The following is a 25,935-nucleotide window of genomic DNA, read 5'->3' as shown; positions in this document are numbered from 1 at the left end:
AGGACGCCGCGATGGAACTTCGTGCCGATGCCGTGACCGTGACGGGGCGCCTGGATAATGTGCGGGAAGGTCTGCTGCCCGGGCGCGTCACCGCGATCTGCGGCCCGAACGGGGCGGGAAAGACCACGCTGCTGGCCGCGCTGGCCGGGTTGCTTGCGCCTGATGCCGGGCAGGTCTGCCTGGGCGGGCGCCGGCTCGATGCCATTGCCCCGCGTGAGCGGGCCATGGCCATCGGCTATCTCCCGCAGGCGGGCGAAGTGGCGTGGAACGTGACGGTGGAAACACTGGTGCGGCTGGGCCGCCTGCCCCACCGTGCGTCTGCCGCGGACGATGCCGCCGCTGTGGCCGCGGCGCTCGACGCGCTCGATCTGAACGCGCTGGCCGGGCGTGAGATCGGCACGCTCTCGGGGGGCGAGCGCGCCCGCGCGCTTCTGGCGCGGGTGCTTGCCGGCGCGCCGCGCTGGGTCCTGGCCGACGAGCCACTGGCCGCGCTCGATCTGGCGCATCAACAGGCCCTGCTGGCGCATTTTCGCCGCCTGGCGGGGCAGGGCGCGGGCGTTGCCCTCGTGCTGCACGATCTGGCCTTGGCGATGAACCACGCCGATCACGTCATCGTGCTCGATCGGGGTGTGGTGGCGGCGAGTGGCGCGCCGGGCGTCGCGCTGGCCGAGCCGGTGCTGCTGCGGGTGTGGGGCGTGACCGCGCGATGGGTGGGGGAAGGGCGCACCCGGGCGCTTGCCATCGGCTGATCCGCTTCCCACTTTCGGGCTTCCTATCCTGCCCGGTCCTGCCCCGTCCTTCCCTGCCCGCGGGGGCGTCTTGCGCCAGGCTGGCCGCGCTGTCACAGCCTTGCGTGAATCGAACAAATCTGGAACATTGCCCGTCATGTCGACCGCTCCCCTCCCTGTCCGCAGCGCGCTCACCACTTTGTCCGTGCGTGGTGCGCGCGAACACAATCTCAAGGGGATCGATGTCGATCTGCCCCGTGACAGCCTGATCGTCATCACCGGGCTGTCGGGATCCGGCAAGTCCAGCCTGGCATTCGATACGATCTATGCCGAAGGGCAGCGCCGCTATGTCGAATCGCTTTCGGCCTATGCGCGCCAGTTCCTCGAAATGATGCAGAAGCCCGATGTGGAGCATATCGACGGCCTCTCCCCCGCCATTTCGATCGAACAGAAGACCACCAGCCGCAACCCGCGCTCCACCGTGGCCACGGTGACGGAGATCTACGACTACATGCGCCTGCTGTGGGCGCGGATCGGCGTTCCCTATTCCCCGGCCACCGGCCTGCCGATCAGCGCGCAGACCGTGAGCCAGATGGTCGACCGGGTGATGGCGCTGCCCGAAGGCACGCGGGCCTATCTGCTGGCGCCGGTGGTGCGCGGGCGCAAGGGCGAATATCGCAAGGAACTGGCCGAATGGCAGAAGGCCGGCTATACCCGCGTACGCATCGATGGAACGCTCCATGCCATCGAGGATGCGCCTGCGCTCGACAAGAAATACAAGCACGACATCGAAGTCGTGGTCGATCGCATCGCGGTGAAGGACGGCATACAGACCCGCCTTGCCGACAGTTTCGAGCAGGCGCTCAAGCTGGCCGACGGGCTCGTCTATATCGATCTTGCCGATACGACCGTGGCCGCGCTCAATGGCGAGGCGCCGGACAGGAAAGGCGCGAAAGGGCAGCTCAAGGGCGCCGGCCTGCCCGACAACCGCATCGTCTTTTCCGAAAAGTTCGCCTGCCCGGTATCCGGCTTCACGCTCGATGCGCTCGAACCGCGGCTGTTTTCGTTCAATGCGCCGCAGGGTGCCTGCCCCGCCTGCGACGGGCTGGGCGAAAAGCTGCTGTTCGATCCGCAATTGGTGGTTCCCAACGAGCATCTCAGCCTCAAACAGGGCGCCATTGTGCCCTGGGCCAAGTCCAACCCGCCCAGCCCCTATTACATGCAGGTACTGGCCAGCCTGGCCGAGCATTTCGGTTTCAGTCTGAATACGCCGTGGGAGGCGCTGCCCGCCGAAGTGAAAATCGTGGTCCTTCACGGTACAGCGGGCAAGGCGGTGCCGCTGACGTTCATCGACGGCAAGAAAAGCTATACTGTTTCCAAGGCGTTCGAAGGGGTGATCGGCAATCTCAACCGCCGCATGTTGCAGACCGAAAGCGCCTGGATGCGCGAGGAACTGGGCAAGTTCCAGACGGCGCAGCCCTGCGAAACCTGCAACGGCGCGCGTCTGAAGCCCGAGGCCTTGAGCGTGAAAGTGGCCGGCAGCGACATTTCGGCCGCCACGCGCCTTTCGGTCAGCGATGCGCTGGCCTGGTTCGCCGGGCTTGATGACAAGCTGACCGGCCAGCAGCGCCAGATCGCCAAAGCCATTCTCAAGGAAATCAACGAGCGCCTGGGCTTCCTCAACAACGTGGGGCTCGATTATCTCAATCTCGATCGCACCTCGGGCACGCTTTCGGGCGGGGAATCGCAGCGCATCCGCCTGGCCAGTCAGATCGGCTCGGGCCTTTCGGGCGTGCTCTACGTGCTCGACGAACCCTCGATCGGCCTGCACCAGCGCGACAACGACCGCCTGCTCGAAACGCTCAAGCGCTTGCGCGATCTGGGCAACACGGTGATCGTGGTGGAACACGACGAGGATGCGATCCGCGCGGCGGACTGGATTGTCGATCTCGGGCCGGGGGCGGGCGTACACGGTGGGCAGATCGTGGCCCAGGGCACGCTGGACGACATCCTGGCCAGCGCGGACAGCCTCACCGGCCAGTATCTGACTGGCGCACGCCGGATCGAAGTGCCGGCAAAGCGCCGCAAGGGCAATGGCCTGTCCCTGGTGGTGGAAGGCGCGCGAACCAACAATCTCAAGAACGTGACCGCGAAAATTCCGCTCGGCACGTTCTGCTGCATCACCGGGGTTTCCGGTTCGGGCAAATCGAGCCTGACGATCGACACGCTGCAGGCCGGCGCGGCACGCGCGCTGAATGGCGCGCGGGTGGTAGCCGGCGCGCACGATGCGATCCGCGGCCTCGAACACTGCGACAAGGTGATCGAGATCGACCAGTCGCCCATCGGCCGCACCCCGCGCTCCAACCCGGCCACCTACACCGGCTCGTTCACCCTGATCCGTGACTGGTTCGCAGGGCTTCCCGAAGCGCAGGCGCGCGGCTACAAGCCAGGGCGTTTCAGCTTCAACGTCAAGGGCGGGCGGTGCGAGGCCTGCCAGGGCGATGGCCTGATCAAGATCGAAATGCACTTCCTGCCCGATGTTTACGTGACGTGCGAGGAATGCGGCGGCAAGCGCTACAACCGCGAGACGCTGGAAGTGAAGTTCAAGGGCCATTCCATTGCCGACGTGCTCGACATGACGATCGAGGACGCGGTGGAATTCTTCAAGGCCGTACCCCCGATCCGCGATCGCATGGCGATGCTCGATGAAGTGGGGCTGGGCTATGTCAAAGTGGGCCAGCAGGCCACCACGCTTTCGGGCGGGGAAGCGCAGCGCGTGAAGCTGGCCAAGGAGCTCGCCCGCCGCTCCACCGGCCGAACGCTCTACATTCTCGACGAACCCACCACCGGCCTGCATTTCGAAGACGTGCGCAAGCTTCTCGAAGTGCTCCACCGCCTGGTGGAGCAGGGCAACAGCGTGGTGGTGATCGAACACAACCTGGATGTGATCAAGACCGCCGACTGGATCATCGACATGGGCCCCGAGGGCGGCGTGCGCGGCGGCGATGTGGTCGCCGCGGGCACGCCGGAGCAGGTGGCCAAGAACAGGGCCAGCTTCACGGGGCAATACCTGGCGCCGCTGTTGAAACGGTGAGGCGTTTCCGCGATATGGATGCAAACATCCCAGATTGACGGGGGCTGGGATTTTGCTGTCGTTTCCAGACCCGCGAGCGTTCGAACCGCTGGCTCAGTCAAGGCTCAGGCGGGGGCCGGCGACCCTGCCGGCCGTAGCTACTCGGTCTCGACGAGCTGGCGGACGCGGAACAGCAAGGTGCAAACGATCAATGCGACCAAGCCAAGCACGATGCAGAAGACGACGACGCCGTGCCACCCGCCATGCGTCCAAGCGATACCACCCGCGGAGCCCAGCACGCTAGAACCCATATAGTAGAAGAACAGATACCAAGCGGCCGCCTGCCCTCGCGCAGCCTTGCCCCTATGCCCCACCCAGGCGCTGGCGACCGAGTGCGCGCCGAAAAAGCCAATGGTCACTACTGCGATACCCGCTATCACCAGCCAGAGCGGCGCAGCGGCGGTGAGAGCTACGCCCCCGATAAGGATGGCGGTCGGGATCCAGAATATGCGTCGCTGCCCCAACCGGCCCGCAAGTCCGCCAAACAGGCTCGAACTCATCGATCCCAGGATGTAGAGCAGAAACACCGCGCCTACCGCCGCTTGCCCCAGGCCATAGGGCGGCGCATGCAGATGGAACCCCGCATAGTTATAGATTGTAACGAAAACACCCATCAGCAGAAAGCTTTCCAGGTAGAGTAGTCGTAACCCGGAGTCGCGAAACAGGATCGCCGCCCCACGTGGCAGCGCCAGCCAGTCCAACTCGCTCGCTACAAAGCGACGCGACGGCGGGGCCAACCGCCGGAAAGCTTCCGCCATTGCAAGCCCCGACAGTCCGACCGCCGCTAGCGCCCAGCGCCAGTCAGCAACCGCTGCGACCAGACTGGCGACCAGCCTCCCGCCCATGCCACCCAACGCGCTCCCAGCGATATACAGACCCATTGCCGATCCGATCGACGCGGCATCGACCTCCTCTGCCACATAGGCCATCGCCACCGCCGGAACCCCGGCAAGTGCGAGGCCGGCCAGGAAGCGCAAGGCCAGCAGCCCATACCAGCCCGGTATTACCGCCGATGCCAGTGTCAGCAACGCCGCCGCCATCATCGCCGTGACCATCAGCGTACGTCGTCCGAGCCGGTCCGATACCGCGCCCGCCACCAGAATGCCGATAGCCAGCGGTCCAGTCGCTAGTGATACGGCCAGCGACGCCGCTTCCGCGCTCAACTGGTAATACGCCCCCAGCAGGGGAAGCAGCGGTTGCACCGCGTATAGCGTCGAAAAGGTTGCGAACCCCGCAAACAGCATCGCCCAGCTCAGGCGACGGTATTCGGGTGTTCCGGCAACCAAAGCAGGGACCAGGTCAGTCAAGATTACTCCTTGTTTCGATTAAACAATGAATCAGCCGGTGGACGGCTACCCCTGCCTCGAAATCTGCAACGATGCGAGCGGCATTGCTACGCGTAGTTGTCTCAAGAGGATTATTGCCCTTTGACAACGTCTTATCGAGTGCGCGTCACGGGCCACCTTGTGCCGTCGTATCGGTAGCCATTGTCGGGAACCCGCATTCATGATCACTCGATCGTACGACCGGGTATGGTCGATGCTGTTGAAAAAGTCGGCCTTGCGCTTACGCTCAGGGTCTGACCCAGCATCGAGATGCTGAAGGATGCCAAGCCATGATGGGCGAGCCTCAGGTCGGAGCGCCGCCTGTGCGAGGAGGTGCACCTCAACCTGGCGTATCGCTGGTTCTGCCGGCTAGGACTCGGCGGCGACGTGCCCGATCACTCGACCTTTTCGAAGAACCGCCATGGTCGCTTTCGTGAGAGCGCTCTGTTCCACCATTTGTTGGGAGCCACCGTGCGGCGCTGCATCGAGGAAAGCTTGGTCGGAGGCGACGGTTTCGCTGTCGATACCAGCCTCATCCGGGCCGAGGCTAATCGGCAAACCTACGTCGGGGGCACGCAGGGTCTTGCCACCGATCTGGCACGGCGCGCCGTCGAGGAGTGCGTTGCCGTTCTCGACGATGCCGCTTTCGGTGGCGCAACTCCGGTCGAGCCCAAGCGCGTTTCGCCAGTCGATCCAGCGGCCCACTATACCCAAGCGCATGGTGGACGCGCCGATTTCTGCTACGCTACCAATTATCTGATCGATGTCGACAACGCGGTGATCGTGGCCGTCGAAACGAGGGCCGGCATCGCTGCCGGCCCTCAACGTGCCTGTGGCGGGGCGGCCGGCGTTGGCATCGGCCAGGGCTGACGGAGCGCAGGCGCGGTGTCACAGGCTTGCCTTTGCTCTCGATCACGGCTCCCACGCGCGCCGATCGTGAACGCACGGGACGGACCCCGCCGAAGCAAAGGACTGGCAAGACCCCTTGTGGTCCATTCCCGGCCCCGCTTCGCGAAGGCGGACATGCGTGGGAATGCTGCGCACAAACTGGCTGCCGCGAACCTCCTGGCGGGCACCGCCCGGCCCGCCCACGATGCCGTGAAGGCACGGGCTGGAAAAGGCCGATGTTCCGTTTGGCAATGGTTCGCACTTCAGGATAAAAGCTTTATAGAACAACGATTTGATCCGGCTTTCCGCTTGCTTTGTTTCCTGTCGATGATGTGATGCTGCGCCTCTCCGGCGAGTCGCGCAAGGTGGATTCTTGCGGATAGTGTGACAAGCGGGACAGGCCGATTTCGCCCTGCGCCTGCGCACGGCTCATGCAGGCGTCAGCTTTCGCCGAATACGAACGGCACAACCGCGCGGCGATAGTCCTCGGGCAGGATTTCGCGGCCGAGCGGCGGTTGTGCGCGGGCCTGGCACTGCGTGCGCTGGCACAGGCGGCAGGTTATCCCGATCGGGGTCGCTTCCACCGCACGCGGGTCTGTGCCCTGCGCTGCGGCCAGGCGCGGGGCATGCCGGGCCGCGCAGACCAGCGCCAGGGCACGGCGCAACGGCGGCAGGGAAAGGCTGTCGGCGCCGGCGCCGGCTGGCACATCGATCGTGCGCGTCGTCGCGAAGAAGCGTGTGCCATCGGGCAGTTCCAGCCACTGCGTCAACACGTCCCCGGGGCGGGCAAAGGCATGGTGCAGCGTCCACAGCGGGCATCCGCCGCCTTGTGCAGCATAGGGAAACCCTGCGCCGTCGATGCGGCGCACCATGTTGCCGGCGCTATCGAGTTCCACCAGGAAGAACGGCACGCCTTCCTGCCCCGGCTTGTTCAGTGTCGCCAGGCGCCGCGCGGCCTGCGCCCATTCCACGCCGAACAGGCCGGCCAGTGCCGTGACATCATGGCCCAGCGCCTGGGCCGCGCGGGCAAAGCGGTCATAAGGCATGAGCAGGGCCGCCGCGCCCAGTTCCGCCAAGGCCCGGCGCGCAAGCTGCGCCGCGGTGGCGCTGGAAAAGCGTTCTTCGCGTAGCAGCGCCGCGATTTCGCCGCGCATCGCGGTATAGGCCAGGTGCAGGCCGATCTGCCAGGCGCGCCGTTGCGGCCCCAGGCATTCGTCCAGCAAAAGCTGCTCGTTATGGCGATCATAGCGAGCCACCGCGCCCATCATCACGCTGGCCGGCATGGCGCGCACCCGCACGCCGTTGCGGCGCAGCCATTCGGCCGCGCCGCCGGCGCTTTCGATCTCGGTCGCCAGGGTTTCCGCACGGCTTTCCAGCGGGCCGAACCAGTATTGCCGCGCTGCCAGGAAGCGGCGCACCGCGCCAGCCGGATCGGCTGCGGGGGTGGCTTCGCCCGCCGCGCGTTCTTCTGCCAGCGCCTGGCTGGCGCGGGCATAGGCGCCGTGCAGACGCAGCATCGCTTCGGCCATGCCGGGAAAGCTGGCGGCAAGATCGGCCACTTCCAAGGCCGGCAGATCGATTTCGGCGAAAAGGGGGTCGCGCAGCGCCTCGGCCAGGCGGCGGGCATGATCGTCACGATCTTGCGCGGCAAGCTCTGCCATGTCGAGCCGATAGGTTGCGGCAAGGCGCAGGAGAAGATCGGCGGTCAACGGGCGCTGGTTGCGCTCGATCAGCGCGATGTAACTGGCGGAAATGCCGATGTCGTCGGCCATCGCCTGCTGGGTCAGGCCCATTTCGCGGCGCAGGCGCTTGATGCGGGGGCCAAGATAGAGCGGGCGGGAAACAGCATGATCGCGGGCCATTCCGTCATTCTGTCATGACCGCACAACTTTACAAGCAAAAGCTGTAAAGTTTGACAACATGACCCCGCAACCGCTTTCCGCCGCCATGCCCGGCGCATAGACCCTGATCGACACGCATCGGAAAGGGTTTTGCCATGACATATCAACACGCCTTGCATGAAGCCGGTCGGACGATCGCGCCGCAGGCGCATTGGGATGGCATCGTGGCGGAATCGGTGGCCCGCATGCGGCTGCAGAACCGCTTTCGCACCGGACTCGACATCGCGCGCCATACGGCCGCGATCATGCGCCGCGATATGGCGGCTTATGATGCCGATCCGGCCAATTACACGCAGTCGCTCGGTTGCTGGCACGGCTTCATCGGCCAGCAGAAGCTGATTGCGATCAAGAAGCATTTCGGCACCACCAAGGGGCGCTATCTCTATCTGTCGGGCTGGATGGTCGCCGCATTGCGCAGCCAGTTCGGGCCGCTTCCCGATCAGTCGATGCACGAAAAGACCAGCGTGCCCGCGCTCATCGAAGAACTCTACACGTTCCTGCGCCAGGCCGATGCGCGCGAATTGAATCAGCTGTTTCGCGATTTCGATGCGGCGCGCCTGGCCGGCGATGCCATCAGGGCCGCCAAGATCCTCCACGAAATCGACCATCACGAAACCCATGTCGTGCCGATCGTGGCCGATATCGATGCCGGGTTCGGCAACGCCGAAGCCACTTATCTGCTGGCCAGGAAGTTCATCGAGGCGGGGGCCTGCTGCATCCAGATCGAAAACCAGGTTTCCGACGAAAAGCAGTGCGGCCACCAGGACGGCAAGGTGACCGTTCCGCATGAGGATTTCATCGCCAAGATTCGCGCGGTGCGGTATGCTTTTCTCGAACTGGGCGTGGACGAAGGCGTGATCGTGGCGCGCACCGACTCGCTCGGCGCCGGCCTGACCAAGCAGATCGCCTATAGTCGCCAGCCCGGAGACCTGGGCGACCGGTACAACGAATTCCTCGATTGCGAGCCAGTCGATCCGGCGGGCCTGGGCCATGGCGACGTGCTGATCGCGCGCCATGGGCAACTGATGCGGCCACGGCGGCTGCCATCGAATCTCTATCAGTTCCGCCCCGGAACGGGCGAGGATCGCTGTGTGCTCGATTGCATCGCCAGCCTGCAGAACGGCGCCGACCTGCTGTGGATCGAAACCGAAAAGCCGCATATCGGGCAGATCGGCGGAATGGTTGCGCGCATCCGTGCGGTTATTCCCGATGCCAAGCTGGTCTACAACAACTCGCCCAGCTTCAACTGGACGCTCAATTTCCGCCAGCAGGTCTATGACGACTGGGCCGGACAGGGCCGGGACCTGCGCGGTTACGACCGGGCGCGGCTGATGAGCGCGGATTACGACGATACCGATCTGGGGGCCGAAGCCGACGAGCGCATCCGCACGTTCCAGAAGGATGCCGCGCGCGAAGCCGGCGTCTTCCACCATCTGATAACGCTGCCCACTTATCACACTGCGGCGCTCAGCACCGACAACCTTGCCCGGGATTATTTCGGCGAGGCCGGCATGCTCGGCTATGTCAGGAGCGTGCAGCGCCAGGAAATCCGCCAGGGCATCGCCTGCGTCAGGCATCAGGCCATGGCCGGGTCCGACATCGGCGACGACCACAAGGAATACTTCGCCGGCGACGCCGCGCTCAAGGCGGGCGGCGCGCATAACACGATGAACCAGTTCGCCGCCTGAACCAGGGCGAACACGACGAAGGAGAAGGACAATGGCTGAACCTGCCCGTGCCCGCGCGGTCCTTTCGACCGAGGATTTCAAGCTGATCCGCGAGGCGGTGCTCCACTATCTCAAAGCGATCGAGGACAAGCCGGAATCGGTCAAGTTCTCGCATCTCTACCATCGCCTGGGCAGCGCCCTGGGGCGCTGACGCCGGCCCCCTCGCATCTTTCCTGGGGAGGAAAGGATGGCCCGTCGGGCGCCAGGCGGCGTCAGGCGGGCCGTTCTGCGTGGGGCAACAAGGAAATCTTGGGCTGGCTTCAGCTTTTCTCGAATGACCATTATCAACTCAATCGGTAGAGAAAGTGTATCGGTTCCATACGGTCGCGGCTTTTGATTCTGCCAGCTTGCTCCGCGTCAAAAAAAGCTAAAGCGCACGAAAACGAGGCCATGTGGCCAGGTTCGTGTTCGGCCCTGATAAAGGAGAATGCGACAATGCCCCGCTTTAAAACCCTGATCGCGTCCCGTCCCTCCACGTCCCGCCAGCCCGGTTCCCGGCGCGGGGCCGCCACGGCAGGGGCGGCCGCCGTGATGCCCCTGCCTCATCCCTCGTGGGGCACGCTGGGGTCTGCCCGCCCTGCCGGCCCGGCGCCAACCTCTGCAGAAGAGTTCTTCCGCCGTTTGGGCTTGTAGGAACGCCCGCCCGGCATGATCCCATAAGGTGCCATGAAGACCGCATTGATCATTCGCCACGTGCCCTACGAAGGGGTGGCCGGATATCGCCAGCCGATCGAGGATGCCGGATACCATGTCGACCGGATCGATGTGGATGATGCCGCCTTTCCTTCGCTTGATCTGTGCGAGCCCGATCTGCTGATCATGATGGGCGGGCCGATGGGCATCTATGACCAGATCGAACACCCGTGGATCCGCTGCCAGATGCGCCGCCTGGCGCTGCGCCTGGCGGCGGACCGGCCGACGCTTGGCGTGTGTTTCGGCGCACAGATGATCGCGGCGGCGCTGGGCGCGGACGTCTATCGCGGCCATGCGCGGGAAGTTGGCTTTCATCCGGTGCAGGTTCACGCGGCGGAAAGCCCCTTGCGCCATATTGCCGGCGTCCCCGTGCTGCACTGGCACGGCGACACGTTCACGCTGCCGCCGCAGGCGCAGCTTCTGGCGTCCAGCCACATCTATCCGCACCAGGCATTTCGCCGCGGATCCAACCTCCTGGCCCTGCAGTTCCATGCCGAAATGGGCGAAGACCCCCGCTTCGACGCCTGGATCGAACAGTCGCCGCACGATGTCGCCGCCGCCGGCCATACGGCGGCAAGCCTGCGCCACGCCCATGATGCCCACGGCGCCGCCGCCGTGCAGGCAGGGCGGGCAATGATCGCGGAATGGCTGGCGGGGCTGGCCTGAGATGAGTTGGCCGGACCTGGCCTGACAGGCTCAGTCCAGGCTGTCCCGCCACCTGGACAACCGGTCCACCGCGTCTTGCAGCATCGCCACCGGCTTGCAGTGGCACAGGCGCAGGATGTGCTGCGGCGCAGGCGGGCCTTCCCACAGGGCGGAAAGCGGAATGGTGGCAACGCCCGCTTCGGCCACGGCGCGCGTCGCAAACGTCCGGTCGTCGATGGCAAAGCCGCTTGCTGTCAGATCGATGCAGGAAAACCAGGTGGCCGCGCTGGGCAGCGTCACAAAACCCGCGGCATCCAGCGCGGCCAGCAATGCGCTGCGCGATGCGGCCCAATCGGCTACTTGCGCGTCGGTCAGCGCGTCATCCGCCAGCCCTTCGGCCACGGCCGATTGCAGCATGGGCGGGGTGGTGAACGTCAGGAATTGGTGCGCGCGCGCCACCACGGCGGCCAGCGCCGGATCGGCCACCAGCCACCCCACTTTCCACCCCGTGGCGCCGAAGATCTTGCCCGCCGAACCGATCTTGATCGTGCGCGCGGCCATGCCGGGCTGCGCCATCAGCGAAGCATGGGCCTGGCCATCGAATCGCACGGTTTCCCAAACCTCGTCGCAGATGGCGACAAGGCCCGCCTCCACGCAAAGCGCGGCCAGCGCGGTGCGTTCGGTCGCGGTGGTCACCGTGCCGGTGGGATTGAGCGGATCGTTGAGGATCAGCGCACGCGTGCGTGGCGTGATCGCGGCGCGCAAGGCGGCAATCGGCATCGCCCAGGCCGGCGGTGACAGCGCGACGAAGACCGGCACGGCCCCGGCCCGCCGCACCAGCGGGGCATAGGCATCATAGGCCGGAGCCAGCACCAGCACCTCGTCGCCCGGCTGCACGCTGGCCAGGATCGCCGCCGCGATCGCTTCGGTTGCGCCCGATGTCACGATCACATGGTCGCGTGCCAGTGCCAGTCCCTGGCGCCGGCCATAGAAAGCGGCCACGGCGTCACGCAGTTCGGGCAGCCCCGCCATGGGCGGATACTGCTGCGAACGTTCCGCCATCGCGCGCGTGGCGGCGGCGGCCAGAGCCGGCGGGGGTGGCCCGTCGGGAAAACCCTGGCCCAGATTGATCGCGCCATGCGCGCGGGCCAGGCCCGACATCGTTTCGAAAATGGTCGTCGGCATCCGCGCATAAAGCGGATTGAGGTGCGGCGTGGTCATGGCCCGAACCTAGCGGGGGCCGCCAGCCTCGCAAGCCCTCTGTGCAGCGCGTCAATGCGCGGTGGCGGGATTATAGCCGGGGTAGAGCAGCGTTATGTTCGCCGGAGCGTGGCATTGCCTGACGGCCGCGCTCGCGTGGCGCAGGCGCTCTGCACTGAGCGATGTGTTGGAAAGGGCGTGCTGGCGCTCGCGGGCCACTTCCTCGGCGGTGAACGGGCGCGTGCCGGCCGGCACGCTGTTTCCGCCCAGAACGAAGACCACGTAATTCATCAGGTCTGCCAGTTCGGCATTGTCGCGAATGCGGCTGTGCGCCACGTTGGGCAGGCGCAGCAGATAGGCCCGGCTTTCGGGGGTGCACATGAACCAGCCGACCCGGCCCATCAGTTCGGGCAGTTGTGCCGGTACCGTGCTGCCATTCACCCCGTGGCAGCCGCCGCAGTTCTCGAGATAGTCGATCCGTGCCTGGTGCGCGTCATCCAGGATCGGTTGCTGCGCCGCCGGCACGGCGTCATGCGCCGCGTGCAACTGCGTCCCCAGCCCGGCAGACAGCGACGCGGTTGCCGCCAGCAGGAACAGGCGCGCGGTCTTCACGGCGATCGGTCAGGCCGTGCCGACGAGAACGGCGGTGGAGCAATGATATTCCATGCTCTGCGTGCCGAAGCACCAGATGATGTCGTTGTTCAACTGCGGCACATAAATCTGCGTTTCCCGATCGGCATTGTCGCACGCGCATTTGTCGCAATAGGCTTTCCCGCAGCAATCGCGATAGGCGATCAGATAGGATTTGCCGTCTTCGGGATTGACGCAGGTTCCCACCCACGACACCGGCGAGGGCTCCGCGCCGGCCGGGCAGGTATGGACCCCGCCGCCGCAGCACGTGCACAGCGCGCCGTCGATCGCGCAATAGCGCCAGTAGTCGCACCTGGTGTTGTCGGTAACCTGCGCGCCGCGGGCGAAGGCGGTCTTGGCTTCAGGCCCCCGGTCGGGTTTGGCGGATGCGGCCTCTGCCCGGCTTACCGGCAGCACGGGAAAGAGCGGTGCCGCAACCAGCGCCGCGCCCAGCCGGGCCAGAATGCCGCGCCGGGACGTGCTCCCCGCCAAGCGCCGCAAGACCTTTTCGCCCAGGCCGTCCGCATCGAATCTAACCATGGTCATCGTTCCCAAAATCGCGTGTATGCATGGCCTCAGGCCACCGCGCCGCGCATGCGGGCGACATAGTCCTGCACCGAATGCACCCCCATTTCGTGCGCGATCACCAGGCTTTCGAGATGTTCGCGGCTGTTGACGAGCCCTTTCGACAGCACCGTGCCCGGTTCATCGAGTAGCACGGCGAAAGGCAATTTGCCCACGGCGAAGGCCTGGCCCACGTCCGGCCCGTTGACGAAAGGATAGGCTTCCAGGCCATGGCGGGCAATCATAGCGCGCTGGGTCTCGGCCGTGTCGTCGCCCACGAATGTCAAGGCCACGCGCTCGTCATGGGCAAAGGACTTGGCCACGGGAATCAGGTTCTTGCACAGCGGGCAACTGGCCGAAACGAACATCAGCAGGCGCAGCGGAACGCCCGGGGCCGCGCCGCCGACGAACATCGGCGTGCCGTCCAGCGTGCGGGCGGCAATGGCCGTGCTGACGGTGCCGACCGCCGGCCCGCCCGCGGTCGTCAGGGCGCCGGCCGGGGCCACGCGCATGTGCAGGACGCCCACTTGCCGTGCCAGGGCCAGCAGCGCCACCACCAGCGATGCGATCACCAGCCACGAGACTGCCTGCGAAACGATCAGGGCTGTCATCATCGCCTGCCCACCTTTTGCGTGGTTGCCGGGGCAAGGCCCGAAAGCGCCACGATCGCATTGAACAGATGGAAAAGAAGGAACAGCGAGAGGCCGCCCGCCAGGCTCACGGGCCAGGTTCCAGCCGGGGCCGGCAGACCGGCAAGCACGGGCAACAGCATGCCCGCCATCCCCAGGTTGCGGGCCACCAGCGGCCAGGACAGCGGTTGGCGCAGCCCGGCATGACCGCAGCCGCAATCGATGCGTCCGCGCCCGCGCGACAGATTGACGGCCATGGCCCAGGCGAAGATCAGCAGCAAGGCAATCGCAAAGGCGGCCGCAGGCGCGACCACCCACCCGCCGATCAGCCACAGGCCGAGCATCAACTCCGCCCAGGGCAGGGCAAGCGCCACGGGTATTGCTGCCCGGGCCGGCAGCAGGCGATAGGCGGCTATCACGCCCGGCAGCAAGGCGCGATGGCGCAGCTTGGCCAGGGCCGCGCCCGTGAACACGAGCCCCGCGCCGATGGCCGCGATCCGCGCCACCAGTGCAAGGGCTTCGGTGCCAGCGAAACCGTGGAAAGAGGGGGCGGCCGCGATCACTGCGGGGCCATCGTCAAGGAGCAGCAACCGTGATCACGCCGTCGCCGGCATGATCCAGCTTCCAGGTCTGCTTCCCGGTGGCAAGATCATAGACATAGGCGGTGTCATCCCCGCCCGCTATGATAAGATGCGGAGACGCTTCCTGGGTAACCGCGATCACGCGCGGTTCGCCGGGCACGACCATGCGCTTGATCACTTTCCGGCTGGTCAGGTCAAGCTGCCACACCTCGCTGCCGCCCGCCTTGTGTGACCAGAATTCGCCCATGTGCATCAGCACGAAAAGCTGCCCGGTGGCGCCATGCAGCGCCATCTGCTGAACGCCGCCGGGAAACCAGTTGACCTGGTTGGGCGCGGTCGATCCTGCCGGCACGCCGGCCGCTTCCTGCAGCGAGAACGGCGCGGCGATTACCGGCTTGGCGCCCAGCGTGGCGGTATAGACCTTGCCGGTATAGCTCAGCATCACCAGCTGGTTGCGTGCACGGTCCACCTGGAAATTGTCGAAGATCGGATCGTCGGTGGCCGAAAAGAACGGCTCGCTGCGGGTGATGTCGGCCCTGGCACCGGCAAGGCTCACCGTGGCCATCGATCCATCCGAACAAAGCGCCGAAACGCCGATGCCGGGTACGGCGACCATGCTGGCGCACCCCGGCAATTCCACCGTCTTCACGAACTTGCGCGCAAGCAGATCGATCACGTTGACCGACGAAGCAGGGCTCATGTTGTAGACATAGCCGAACTTGCCATCGGGGCTTATCACGAAATTGTTCATCCGCCCCACCACCAGCAGGCGGCCCGGGATGGCAATGTCGGCCTGCAGTTTCAGGTCGGCGCTGTCGAACACCGAAACGTAATCCTGCCGTGTCCCGTGATAGCCTTTGGTCCACACGGTGGAGGATACGTAATAGAACCGCCCGCGCGGGTCGAGCGCGAGATCGGTCAATGCCGGGGTTTCGACCTGGCCCAGCAGCGTGCCGGTGGCGGTGTCGTAGATGGCCGAGGAGGCGTTCGAAAAGCCGCGATTGATGAAGAACCAGCCCGGTTGCGGCGGAGCCAGCTTCGCTACGTCGGACTGTTCGGGTTCGACCGAGGCGACGGGCGCTGCGGCTGCGGGCATCGCCGCGCCGGACAAGGCCAGGGCGAGCGTTGCGCGTGCAAGTTTATGCCTGGTGACGGCAAGTCTCATTATCGCCGAACCCCGTTCGAACGTGGAACCATCCGTTGCAATGGCAAGGTTGACCAACGCCCGGTTCCAGTCAACCCGCTTTCACCGGTACGCCCTAATAGCGCACCCCGTATTTCAGGCCGAAAAACTGCGGCCTGATCGGCATGGTACGTGACGAGCCCGAGCAGTATTCGATCGCGCAGAAAGTATTCTTGGATAGCTGCCCGCGCCGATCGAACGCGTTCTCGATAAAGGCCGTCAGCGTCCAGCTGTTTCTGGAAATGCCGGTGGAGAAATCGAAACTGACGAACCCCGGCGTGTTGCCCAGCAGGTCGTTCTTGAAGGTATCGAGGTTGGAGGTGGCCATCGTCTGGCCACTCATCGTCGCCTGCGCGAAATTGTTGAGTGTGCCCAGCCTGCCTTCGTAACGCAGCGTCAACTGGCCCTTGAAGCGCGGCTGGCGTGGCAAACGCGTGCCTTTGGCCGCGGCAATGCCCGTGGAGCAATCGAGCAATAGCGTATCGCCATTGAGCGCACAGAAATCCTCTGTCAGCTTGGCGTCATTATAGGCGCCCGATCCGCTGAGCGTGAATTTGCCCAGCTTGAGATCGAAATCGGATTCGATGCCGATCACCTGCGCCGCGCCGGCATTGACCGTCCCGCCGTTGCCGAAAAAGCCTGGCGGCACGAGGGAATACTGCACGCCGGTCCATTTCTCGTAATAGACCGCCGCATTCCAGCGCAGGATATTGTTCCAGGTGGTCTTGAAACCCAGCTCGTAGTTGCTCAGCCGGTCGGCCTTGTAGCTGCCCAGTTCCGGCAGGGCATTGTTGCCGCCCGGGCGGAACCCGGTGGAATAGGTGGCATAGACCATCTTGTCCGACGTCACCTGCCAAGCCACGCTGACCTTGTGAGTCTCGCCCGTTTCCTGATAGGCAGGCTTGTTGTTGTTGACGCAGGTAAAGCGCCGGTCGGCCGGGAACGGCACCGTACAGCCCAGATCGATCGCCTGGGACGCCACGCCCGAAAAGCCGTAGACGCTGTTCCTGGCCCTGAACACGCGGATGCCGCCCGTGACCTTGACCTGCGACGTGACCGGCACGGTGCCTTCGGCAAAGATCGCATAGTCGCGGAATGTCTGGTCCAGATCCTGGTTGTAGAACGCATCGCGCTTGATCGCCGGATTCCATTCGCAGCCGTCGTCGCACGAGGTGGCAAGATCGATCTTGCTCAGGCCCGGGATCTGGTAGTCATCGTCCTGCGCCTGCTTCTGGAACTGGAAGAACGCCCCCACTGTCAGGTCGAAACCCCATGTCTTGGGCACCGAAAGGCGTACTTCCTGCGTCACCTTGGTCTGCGTGATGCGGCCGATGTAGGACTGCGTGGGATTGATGAAATTGCCATCCTTGTCCCGGAACTTGAGATAGTTTTCATAGCCGGGGCCAAGCTGATCGTAATGCACGGAATAATAGGTGTAGTCGCTGGTGTTGTGAATCTTGCGCCGGAAATAGCCCGATGACGAGATGAGATCGAAATCGCCGATCTTGCCCTGGATCGTCAGCGAGGCCTGCGCCCACTTGTCGATATTCTGCGTCGGGCTGTAATCGCGCACCTGCAGATCGCCAACCCGCGGGTCATAATTGAAAAAACCCTTGGAATTCAAATATTGATAAGTGACCGAGGGATCAATTTTCCAGTCGGCTGCCTGGAACGTGGCGCTCAGCCGGCCGCCATAGCTGTCGACCGGGTTGTAATCCTTCTTCACCAGATTCCTGTTGTTCACCGTATAGGTGGTCGTGGGATCGTCATCGCCCAACTGATAGGTATAGCTGCCGGGCACGTTGTCGATATAGCCGCCTTCGTGGCTGTAATAGGCCATCATGCGCACGGCGACGTTTTCGCTCACCGGTACGTTGACGAAACCTTCGAGCATCGCGCCCGGCTGGCCCTTGCCATAGGCATCGACCTGCGCATCGAAACCGGCTTCGAACTTGTCGGTCCGCGCCTTGTTGGTGATGATGCGCAGCGTGCCGGCAAGCGAGCCGGCACCGAACAAGGTGCCCTGCGGGCCCGACAACGCCTCGACCCGCTCGACATCGTAGATGTGCACTTCGGGCATGCGCGTGGGGGACGACACCGGCACTTCGTCGAGATAAGTGCCGGTGGTCGACAGGGATCCACCATCGACCGCGATGCCACGGAAATAGACTTCGCTCTGCCCGGGGCCGAGACCTGAAAAGGACACGGAAGGCAGCAGGCCGACATAGTCGGCAAACGTCGCAACCTGGTGCTGTTCCAGCTTCTGTGCGCTCAGGGCCTGGACCGAGATCGGCACCCGCTGCACGCTCTCTTCCTTGCGTGTGGCCGTCACCACGATCTCGCCAAGGCCGGCAGCGGCACTGGTGTCGGCCGTCGTCGCATCGGGGGACGCGGGCGGTGCCGTCTGGGCCAGCGCCGCAACCGGTGCCAGCAGGCTGGAAAGGACGGTCGAGGCGCCGAGAATAGCCAGCACACGCTTGATGGGCGACCGTTGTTCAAACACCATTGCTCGTGCCCCCATGGCCTGAAGTAACTTGTCCTGCCGTTTTCCTGCGAACGGCGATCGTTGGCGTGTTGTCGTTATGTTATCGCGCTCTTGTGCGGCCGCCCTGTTTCATCGCACCTTTGTGAGATCGATCCTGCTGCCGGTGCCTGCACCCGGGCGACAAGCCCGATCAAGCCGGCACCAGCCCCGCATTGTTGCGATGCATCCTGAGCAAGATATTGATTTATAATAATTATATTGCGCCGCAAGACGCCTTGGAGCGTTGCTTGCAGAAGAATACTGCCAGCAAAACATCAGCTGTCAACAGAAAAGTCACGATCTGGCATCGCAGATCATGTTCATAGCGTGCATTTCGCCGGCCGTGCTCTTCGCAGTTGCGTAATCTTGCGGGCATGGCATGCTCGGCGCAGGAAAACCCGGATGGCAGGAACTGTGATGGCAAACGAATTGGCCGGCCAGCGCGCGGTGACGGGTGGGGCAGGTGCCAATGCCGGGCCCCCCGCTGGTAAAGGCCCGATGGCCGAAGTCATGGGATCGGTGGAAGCGGCGCTGGCGCATGCCAGCCGGTTGCTCGCGCGGCAACCGGCTCTGGCGCTGCTCCAGACGCGCGAAATTCTGCGCGCGGTGCCCGGCCATCCCTTGGCCGCGCTGGTCGAGGGGCAGGCGTTGCGGGCCCTGGGCCGGCTGGACGAGGCAAAAGCGGTGCTCGCGCCGCTTGCCACAAGCCAGCCCCGCGCTGCCGCCGTGGCGGCCGAACTGGGGCTGACGCTGGCCGCGCTGGGCGAACACCCCCCCGCGATCGCCGCGTTGCGCCAGGCCGTGACGCTCAAGCCCGCGATGGCGCATGCCTGGTATGCGCTGGGCGGCCTGCTGCGCGCCCGGGGTGACGAAACCGCGGCGGCACAGGCAGAGATCGCCGGTATCGAAGCTGCCGCGCAGGATCCCGTGCTGTTGCAGGCCGCCATGGCGATGGGCGATGATCGCCTCGACGAAGCGGAAAGTGCGCTGCAGGCCCGCCTTGCTGCCTTGCCCGCCGATCCGGCGGCACTGCGGCTGCTGGGCGAAGTGCTGTGGCGCAAGGGCGAGGTCGAGACGGCCTTGCCCCCGCTGCGCGCGGCGGTGACACTGGCTCCGGCCTTTGCGGCGGCACGCGAACTCCTGGTGCGCCTGCTGGCCATGGGGCCGGACGTGACCGAAGCGCTGGAGCATGCGACGCGCCTGGTGGCCGACGATCCCGGGCATGGCGGCCATGCCATGCTCAAGGCCTCGTTGCTGGTGCGGATCGGCGATCAGGTCGGTGCGCGCGCCATCTATCGCGCTATCGTGGCGCAGGACCCGGGGCGTCCGCGGGTGTGGCTGAACCTGGGGCACGTCGAAAAGACGATCGGCAACCAGGCCGCCGCGATCGAGGCCTATCGTCATGCCGCCGCGCTCGATCCGTCATCGGGTGAGGCGTGGTGGAGCCTCGCCAACCTCAAGACCGTGCGGCTGGATCGTGCCGATATCGCCGCCATGCGCGCCGCTTTGCCTCATGATGCGGTGGGCGGCGATCGGGCGGAAGACGTGGCCCAGCTGCATTTTGCCCTGGGCAAGGCCCACGAAGACCTCACCGATGATCACCCGGAGGAAGCCGAAGCCGCCTTTGCCCATTATGCGCGCGGCAATGCCCTGCGGCGCAGCGTGCTCGATTATGATCCCGCGCGTATCGACGCTGCCGTCGCCCGCCATTGTGCGTTGTTCACACCGGCGTTCTTCGCGGCGCGGGCAGGCTGGGGGTGCCAGGCGACCGACCCGATCTTCGTGGTGGGCCTGCCGCGCAGCGGGTCGACGCTGGTGGAACAGATTCTCGCCAGCCATTCGCAGATCGAAGGCACGATGGAACTGCCCGATCTGATGCTGCTTGCCGACCGGCTGCAATCGCGGGTGGATGACGGCGCCTTTCCCGACATGGCGACGCTGCTCGGCAGCCTCGGCGCCGAGGACTGCCGCCGCCTGGGCGACGAATACCTCGAGCGAACACGCATCCACCGCAAGACCGACCGGCCCTACTTCGTCGACAAGATGCCCAACAACTGGCAGCACGTGGGTCTGATCCGCATGATCCTGCCCAATGCCACCGTGATCGATGCCCGGCGGCATCCCCTGGGTTGCTGCTTTTCGGGATGGAAGCAGTTTTTCGCGCGCGGGCAGTCGTTCAGCTATGATCTGAGCGAAATCGGCCGCTATTATGCCGCGTATGTCCGGCAGATGGCCGCGTTCGACCGGGCTTTGCCCGGCGCGGTGCATCGCGTGATCTATGAAATGATGGTGACCGATACGCCCGGTCAGGTCCGCGCGCTGCTCGATGCGGTTGGCGTGCGGTTCGAGGACGCCTGCCTGGCGTTCTGGAAAAATCGCCGCGCGGTGCGCACCGCCAGTTCCGAGCAGGTGCGCCAGCCCATCTATGCCGACGCGGTCGAACACTGGAAGCGGTTCGAACCCTGGCTCGATCCGCTGCGCGCGGCGCTCGGCCCGGTCCTGGAAAGCTATCCGGCCGTGCCGGCGGGGTGGTAGCCCCGCCGGTCGCGCGCTCTTTCCGCGCTTATGCGGGAAGGCCGATTATGGCTTTCATTTCCATGAAGTCCTTCAAGCCGTAAATGCCGCCTTCACGGCCATTGCCCGATTGCTTGTAGCCGCCGAACGGCGCACCCGGGGCAGGGCCATAGGCATTGATCGCGACCAAGCCCGCGCGCAGGGCAGGGGCAACCTCGGCCGCCTTGGCGGGATCGCCGGTGATGCAGGCGGAAAGTCCGTAATCCGTGTCGTTGGCGATCTCGATCGCCTGCTCGAGGCTGTCATAGGGGATGATCGTCGCCACCGGGCCGAAAATTTCCTCGCGCGCGATGCGCATGTCGGGAGTCACGTTGGAAAAGAGGGTCGGCGCGATGTAATAGCCGCGGTTGACTTCGGCCGGCAGATCGGTCCCGCCGCATTCCAGCGTGGCGCCTTCATCGATGGCGGACTGGATCAGATCGCGGATCTTGTCCGCCTGGGCCTTGTTGACCACCGGGCCCAGGTGGCTGCCTTCTTCCAGCGGATTGCCCACTTTGGCCGCGCTGTACATCGTCTTGACGAAGGCAGCGGCTTCTTCCTGACGTTCGCGGGGCACCAGGATGCGCGAGGGGCTGATGCAGCTTTGCCCCGAATTGACGAGAGGCCCGGTGGCCGTGATTTTGAGCTGAGTGGCGAAATCGGCATCGGGCAGGACGAGATTGGGGGTTTTTCCGCCCAGTTCCTGATGCACGCGTTTCACCGTGTCGGCAGCCGCCTTGGCCACCATGATGCCCGCGCGGGTGGAGCCCGTGAAGCTGACCATATCGATGTCGGGATGGCTGGCGATGGCGTTGCCCACGCCCGGCCCATCGCCCTGGACAAGATTGAACACGCCGGGCGGCACGCCGGCAGCGTCCATCACTTCGGCAAGGATCGCCGCGCACGTCGGGCATTCTTCCGACGGCTTGAGCACCATGGTGTCGCCCGCGGCGAGCGCGGGCGCGACTTTGAGCGCGATCTGGTTGAGCGGCCAGTTCCACGGCGTGATAAGGCCCACTACGCCGATCGGCTCGTAAGCCACTTTGAACGCACCATGATCTTCCACGAACGTGAAATCACGCAGCGCCGCGATCGTGCCGTTGAACGCGCTCAGGCCCGTACCCACTTGCGCGGTCCCGGCGAAACTGACGGGCGCGCCCATTTCCTCGGCCATTGCGCGGGCCAGGTCGGGAATGCGCTTCTTGTACGCCTCCACCACGCTCTGCAGCAGGGCGATACGCTCTTCCCGCGTGGTCCGGCTGAACGTTTCGAAGGCGCGGCGTGCCGCCGCAACGGCGGCGTCGACATCAGCCGGGGTGCCCAGCGTGATCTCCGCGCAAGGTTCTTCCGTGGCGGGATTGATCACCGCGTGCCGGCGCCCGCCCTGACTGTCGACCCATTGGCCATCGATGTAGTGCTGAAGCCGTTCGCGCATCGCGCCTCTCCGAAAAGTTAGGAACGCTAACTTTTACGGCGGCGTCACGGCATTGGCAAGGCTGGCTTTGACCGACACACCGTCCAGGGCCGGGCCATGCGTCGCACGCCCGCCCGGCCCTGCCGGTCATACGGTTCGGCGGCCGGTAAACAGCTGGATCAGCCCGACGATCAGCGCCAGGATCAGCAGAATATGGATAAAGGCGGCGGTCACCTTGAACGCGAAGACGCCCAGTGCCCAGAGCACGAGCAGAACGAGAGCGATGGTCAACAGCATGGCAGGCTCCTGAAATGGCGACGCCCCGCGTTGTGCGGTAGCGCGACGGCATCCTTGTCGATCTGCCAACGGTGCAGCGTTTTGCAGGTTCCCCGCGCCCGCGGCCCGCATGCATGCCTTGCCATTCAGGCGGCACGAGCCGGTGCCGCTGCGATCGACGGCGCCGGCGGTGCTAACCATTTGTTGGTAATACGTCGCCATAACTCATCCGTTTGGCGCGTACCGCGCCGATCCCGCGGGGCTAAGGGACGCGAAGGTTGAGCCAAGAACGGCGCATGGGCTGGATTATCGGTGCGACGTTCATTGCCTTGCTGGCTTTGTCGGCGGCGTTGATGGCGGCTTTCAACCATTCCGTTCGCGTCGCCGATGCTTTCACCCGCAACGACGAGCGAGAGATGGTCGCGCGTTATCTCCAGGGGCGGGTGCGCACGGTCATCATCGGCCAGACCGGGCAACTGGTGTGGGACGAAACGGTGCGTCACGCCGTCTTGGGCAACGATCTTGCCTGGATGGACCAGGAACTGGGCATGTTCCCCTGGACCAACCAGGGGGCGGAAGAAACCATGCTGGTCGATGCCGATGGCCGCCTGGTGCGCGCCTGGCATCGCGGGCGGTTCGATCCGAACTATCCTTATGCGCCCTTGCGGTGGCAGGTCGAATCGGCGCTGGCCCAGGCCCGCCGGAACCAGAACGTCTATGGCCTGGCAGCCAGGTTCGAGCCTCGGGGCACCACGATGTGGCCGATCGACAGGCGTGGCGCCCCGCTGTCGCGCTGGGGTTCGTCGATGCTGTGGCGCGAGGGCCAGCCGATGTTGTTGACGGCGGCGGCCATCGTGCCTGATCGCGCGTTCGATCTGCTCAAGGCCGAGCCGCGCTATCTCGTTTCCTTGCGCAGGATCGACGCCAATGTGCTGCGCGCGCTGGGTGCCGACCTGCTCCTGCCCGATTTCCATTTTTCGCGCCACGCCCCGGCAGACCCCGCGCGCAACTCCCTGCCGCAATTCAGTGCCGACGGCAGTCTGGTGGGCTATTTCGTGTGGACCGCGCAGTTGCCCGGCCCGGCGATCTGGCGCACGGCGGCACCGCTGCTGGGCACCTGGATTTTCCTGTTCATGGCGGTGCTGATCGGCGGGGCAGTGATCGTGCGGCGCATGCGCGACACCACGCGCAATCTGCAGGTCAGCGAAGCGCAGGCTCAGTACAACGCGTTGCACGATCCCATGTCGGGCCTTGCCAACCGCCTTCATTTTGCCGAGCGGCTGCGCGAGGAACTGGCCAGCGTCGTGCATCAGCGGGCGCATGCCGTGCAAAACATCCAGGCGGATGTTTTCGTGGCCTATGTCGATCTCGATTCGTTCAAGACCGTGAACGATACGATGGGCCATCACGTGGGTGACGAACTGGTCACCCAGGTGGCCCAGCGCCTGCGTGACGGGCTTCTGCGCACCGATCTTATCGCGCGTTTCGGCGGGGACGAATTCGTGGTGATGCGCCGCACCACCGGCGGGCTCGGCGCGGCCAACGCGCTTGGCCGCCAGATCCTCGGCCTCATGGCCGAGCCGTTCATCATTTCCGGGCACAGCCTGGGCGTGACCTGCTCGTGCGGGATCAGCTGGGGGCCGAGCCAGACCGACGATGCCGACGAACTGCTGCGCCGTGCCGACATCGCCCTCTATCGCGCCAAGCAGAACGGGCGCGCGCGCTATCGCTGTTATACCAACGGCATGGAAGCGAGCGAACGGCTGGCGCGTGAACTGGAACTGGAACTGCGCCGAGCCATTGCCGCCGAAGAGCTGGAAGCGCATTTCCAGCCCATCGTGGATCTTACCACATCGCAGATCGAAGGTTTCGAAGCCCTGCTGCGCTGGCCGCATCCCGAACGCGGCGACATCGCGCCGGGCGTGTTCGTGCCGATTGCCGAACAATCGGGGCAGATGGTGCCGCTGGGCACGTGGATGCTGCGCCGCGTGTTCACCCAGTGCCGCAACTGGCCGGCGTGCGACATCTCCATCAACCTGTCGCCCATCCAGATCATGGCACAGGGTTTTGTCGAAACGATCCAGGTGCTGGTGCAGGAGACGGGCATTTGCCCCGAACGGATCATTCTGGAAGTGACCGAGGGCGTCATGCTGGATCGCAGCGACAACGTGGCGCAATCGCTGCGCGCGCTTCAGGCCATGGGCTTCCGGATCGCGCTCGACGATTTCGGCATCGGCTATTCCTCGCTCAGCTACCTGCGCTCGTTCCAGTTCGACCGGATCAAGATCGATCGCTCATTCGTTCAGAATATCGAAACAGACCGCGATGCGCAGTCGATCCTCGGCGCTATCGTGGCATTGGGCCAGACGCTGCGCATGAAAGTCGTGGCCGAAGGCGTGGAAACCGAGTTGCAGCGCCGCCTGGTACAGGCTGCCGGATGTGAACTGGTGCAGGGGCACCTGTTCTGGTCCGCCATGCCGGGGGCCGATGCCTGCGCCTTGCTGGCACGCAATGGGGCCGACCGGATGCGCAAGGCGGTTTAAGGGTATTGCGCCTATGAAGCAGTTCAAGGCGGCGAGGAAAAGCAGGCATGCATGATCTGATAGATGTTCTCAGTGCTCTCGCCCCTGATCTTCAAAGTCGATCTGGTTCGGTTTTCTATTCCGGTACAGCCGCCTTTGCGGTTAAATCTCCAATCTACATCCTCGGTCTCAATCCTGGGGGAAACCCTCTCATTCAGAACGCGGAAACCGTCGAGCGCGACATCAAAGAGTGGCCAGACCGTCCCGCCGTTTGGTCGCGTTATCTGGATGAATCTTGGCGAGGAGATCCCGTTGGCACACACGGGATGCAGCCTCGACTCGCTCACTTGCTGTACAATTTGGGCCTTGATCCTCGCGTCGTTCCGGCGAGCAATATGGTGTTCTTGCGTACAGCCAATGAAGCGGACCTAAAGCGAGAAGTCAAAACGCTGCTTCCAGCATGCTGGGCCTTCCACAAAGCTGTGATTTCAAACCTTGAAATTCGAACTTTGCTCTGTCTTGGTAATACTGCCGGCAAATGGGCCCGCAAAATGCTCAGCGCCAATATCCTTATTGGCCAATGGTTCGAAAAGAACGAGCGGCGATGGAAAGGTACTGCTTATCTTTCAAGCGAAGATATAACGGTTGTAACGTTGCCCCATCCGAGTCGCGCGGACTGGCGAAATCCACTCGCTGATCCTAGGTTTCGTGGACAAAGGGTATCCAGTGTAGGACGGCGACGAGATTGACGAAGCCGAGGTGTGACTCTTGGGTTTTGTCGTAGCGGGTAGCAATTCGGCGCCAGTTCTTGAGTTTGTT

The 25,935-nt window shown here is 64.6% G+C and carries 19 protein-coding genes and 2 pseudogenes; 9 read left to right on the top strand and 12 right to left on the bottom strand.

The window, feature by feature from the left end; all coding sequences use genetic code 11:
- Positions 1 to 11: 11 nt before the first annotated feature.
- The gene (locus tag AC3EDY_RS06060) at positions 12 to 749 is read left to right on the top strand and encodes an ABC transporter ATP-binding protein (RefSeq protein ID WP_488571584.1); all 738 of its coding nucleotides are present in this window, start codon (positions 12 to 14) and stop codon (positions 747 to 749) included.
- A 136-nt stretch (positions 750 to 885) separates the two neighbouring features.
- Positions 886 to 3,822 (top strand): excinuclease ABC subunit UvrA, encoded by a 2,937-nt coding sequence (gene uvrA, locus AC3EDY_RS06055; protein ID WP_488571583.1) that lies wholly within the window; start codon positions 886 to 888, stop codon positions 3,820 to 3,822.
- A gap of 137 nt (positions 3,823 to 3,959) precedes the next feature.
- Here the strand turns inward: uvrA and AC3EDY_RS06050 are convergent, their stop codons facing one another.
- Positions 3,960 to 5,168 carry an MFS transporter gene (locus tag AC3EDY_RS06050; RefSeq protein WP_488571582.1) on the bottom strand — a complete coding sequence of 403 codons (1,209 nt, stop codon included), beginning with the start codon at positions 5,166 to 5,168 and terminating at the stop codon, positions 3,960 to 3,962.
- Positions 5,169 to 5,489: 321 nt separating this feature from the next.
- On the opposite strand from AC3EDY_RS06050, the pseudogene AC3EDY_RS06045 reads away from it, so the two are divergent.
- Positions 5,490 to 5,996, top strand: a pseudogene (locus AC3EDY_RS06045) (transposase); the annotation flags it as partial.
- A 518-nt stretch (positions 5,997 to 6,514) separates the two neighbouring features.
- On the opposite strand, the gene AC3EDY_RS06040 reads toward AC3EDY_RS06045, so the two are convergent.
- Positions 6,515 to 7,936, bottom strand: a complete 1,422-nt coding sequence (locus tag AC3EDY_RS06040) for a helix-turn-helix domain-containing protein (RefSeq protein WP_488571581.1) — start codon at positions 7,934 to 7,936, stop codon at positions 6,515 to 6,517.
- Positions 7,937 to 8,070: 134 nt separating this feature from the next.
- On the opposite strand from AC3EDY_RS06040, the gene AC3EDY_RS06035 reads away from it, so the two are divergent.
- From AC3EDY_RS06035 to AC3EDY_RS06025, 3 genes are all read left to right on the top strand, one after another.
- On the top strand, positions 8,071 to 9,663 hold the full coding sequence (locus tag AC3EDY_RS06035) for an isocitrate lyase (protein WP_488571580.1): 1,593 nt from the start codon (positions 8,071 to 8,073) through the stop codon (positions 9,661 to 9,663).
- A gap of 31 nt (positions 9,664 to 9,694) precedes the next feature.
- Positions 9,695 to 9,853 carry a hypothetical protein gene (locus AC3EDY_RS06030; protein ID WP_488571579.1) on the top strand — a complete coding sequence of 53 codons (159 nt, stop codon included), beginning with the start codon at positions 9,695 to 9,697 and terminating at the stop codon, positions 9,851 to 9,853.
- Positions 9,854 to 10,368: 515 nt separating this feature from the next.
- Positions 10,369 to 11,061, top strand: coding sequence for a glutamine amidotransferase (locus tag AC3EDY_RS06025; protein WP_488571578.1), 693 nt, complete (start codon positions 10,369 to 10,371; stop codon positions 11,059 to 11,061).
- A gap of 30 nt (positions 11,062 to 11,091) precedes the next feature.
- Here the strand turns inward: AC3EDY_RS06025 and AC3EDY_RS06020 are convergent, their stop codons facing one another.
- The 7 genes from AC3EDY_RS06020 to AC3EDY_RS05990 form a co-directional block, all read right to left on the bottom strand.
- Entirely contained in the window at positions 11,092 to 12,261 is a 1,170-nt protein-coding gene (locus AC3EDY_RS06020) for an aminotransferase (protein ID WP_488571577.1), read from the bottom strand.
- A gap of 51 nt (positions 12,262 to 12,312) precedes the next feature.
- Complete coding sequence (locus AC3EDY_RS06015; protein ID WP_488571576.1) at positions 12,313 to 12,852, bottom strand: cytochrome C; 540 nt, start codon at positions 12,850 to 12,852, stop codon at positions 12,313 to 12,315.
- A gap of 9 nt (positions 12,853 to 12,861) precedes the next feature.
- Complete coding sequence (locus tag AC3EDY_RS06010) at positions 12,862 to 13,410, bottom strand: methylamine dehydrogenase light chain (protein WP_488571821.1); 549 nt, start codon at positions 13,408 to 13,410, stop codon at positions 12,862 to 12,864.
- A 35-nt stretch (positions 13,411 to 13,445) separates the two neighbouring features.
- Complete coding sequence (locus AC3EDY_RS06005) at positions 13,446 to 14,048, bottom strand: thioredoxin domain-containing protein (RefSeq protein WP_488571575.1); 603 nt, start codon at positions 14,046 to 14,048, stop codon at positions 13,446 to 13,448.
- Positions 14,045 to 14,626, bottom strand: a complete 582-nt coding sequence (locus AC3EDY_RS06000; protein ID WP_488571574.1) for a MauE/DoxX family redox-associated membrane protein — start codon at positions 14,624 to 14,626, stop codon at positions 14,045 to 14,047. The genes AC3EDY_RS06005 and AC3EDY_RS06000 overlap by 4 nt, the downstream gene beginning before the upstream one ends.
- A 13-nt stretch (positions 14,627 to 14,639) precedes the next feature.
- Positions 14,640 to 15,740, bottom strand: coding sequence for an amine dehydrogenase large subunit (locus AC3EDY_RS05995; RefSeq protein WP_488571573.1), 1,101 nt, complete (start codon positions 15,738 to 15,740; stop codon positions 14,640 to 14,642).
- Between the two features lie 163 nt (positions 15,741 to 15,903).
- Positions 15,904 to 18,333, bottom strand: coding sequence for a TonB-dependent receptor (locus tag AC3EDY_RS05990; RefSeq protein WP_488571572.1), 2,430 nt, complete (start codon positions 18,331 to 18,333; stop codon positions 15,904 to 15,906).
- A gap of 516 nt (positions 18,334 to 18,849) precedes the next feature.
- Between AC3EDY_RS05990 and AC3EDY_RS05985 the strand changes: the two genes are divergently transcribed.
- Positions 18,850 to 20,886: a tetratricopeptide repeat-containing sulfotransferase family protein gene (locus AC3EDY_RS05985; RefSeq protein ID WP_488571820.1), complete on the top strand. Its 2,037-nt coding sequence runs from the start codon at positions 18,850 to 18,852 to the stop codon at positions 20,884 to 20,886.
- Positions 20,887 to 20,914: 28 nt separating this feature from the next.
- On the opposite strand, the gene AC3EDY_RS05980 is transcribed toward AC3EDY_RS05985, so the two are convergent.
- On the bottom strand, positions 20,915 to 22,339 hold the full coding sequence (locus AC3EDY_RS05980; protein WP_488571571.1) for an aldehyde dehydrogenase family protein: 1,425 nt from the start codon (positions 22,337 to 22,339) through the stop codon (positions 20,915 to 20,917).
- A 126-nt stretch (positions 22,340 to 22,465) separates the two neighbouring features.
- A complete protein-coding gene (locus tag AC3EDY_RS05975; RefSeq protein WP_488571570.1) occupies positions 22,466 to 22,816 on the bottom strand; it encodes a lmo0937 family membrane protein in 351 nt (116 codons plus the stop codon).
- A gap of 74 nt (positions 22,817 to 22,890) precedes the next feature.
- On the opposite strand from AC3EDY_RS05975, the gene AC3EDY_RS05970 reads away from it, so the two are divergent.
- Entirely contained in the window at positions 22,891 to 25,137 is a 2,247-nt protein-coding gene (locus AC3EDY_RS05970) for a putative bifunctional diguanylate cyclase/phosphodiesterase (protein WP_488571569.1), read from the top strand.
- 47 nt (positions 25,138 to 25,184) lie between these two features.
- Positions 25,185 to 25,865, top strand: coding sequence for a uracil-DNA glycosylase family protein (locus AC3EDY_RS05965; protein WP_488571568.1), 681 nt, complete (start codon positions 25,185 to 25,187; stop codon positions 25,863 to 25,865).
- Here the strand turns inward: AC3EDY_RS05965 and AC3EDY_RS05960 are convergent.
- A pseudogene (locus AC3EDY_RS05960) lies at positions 25,816 to 25,935 on the bottom strand (IS5 family transposase); the annotation flags it as partial. The gene AC3EDY_RS05965 and the pseudogene AC3EDY_RS05960 sit on opposite strands and share 50 nt — an antisense overlap.

The organism is Novosphingobium sp. DS6-6, assembly GCF_057784975.1.
The sequence above is the reverse complement of the archived record's forward strand: the minus strand, read 5'-3'. Positions and strand labels throughout refer to the sequence as shown.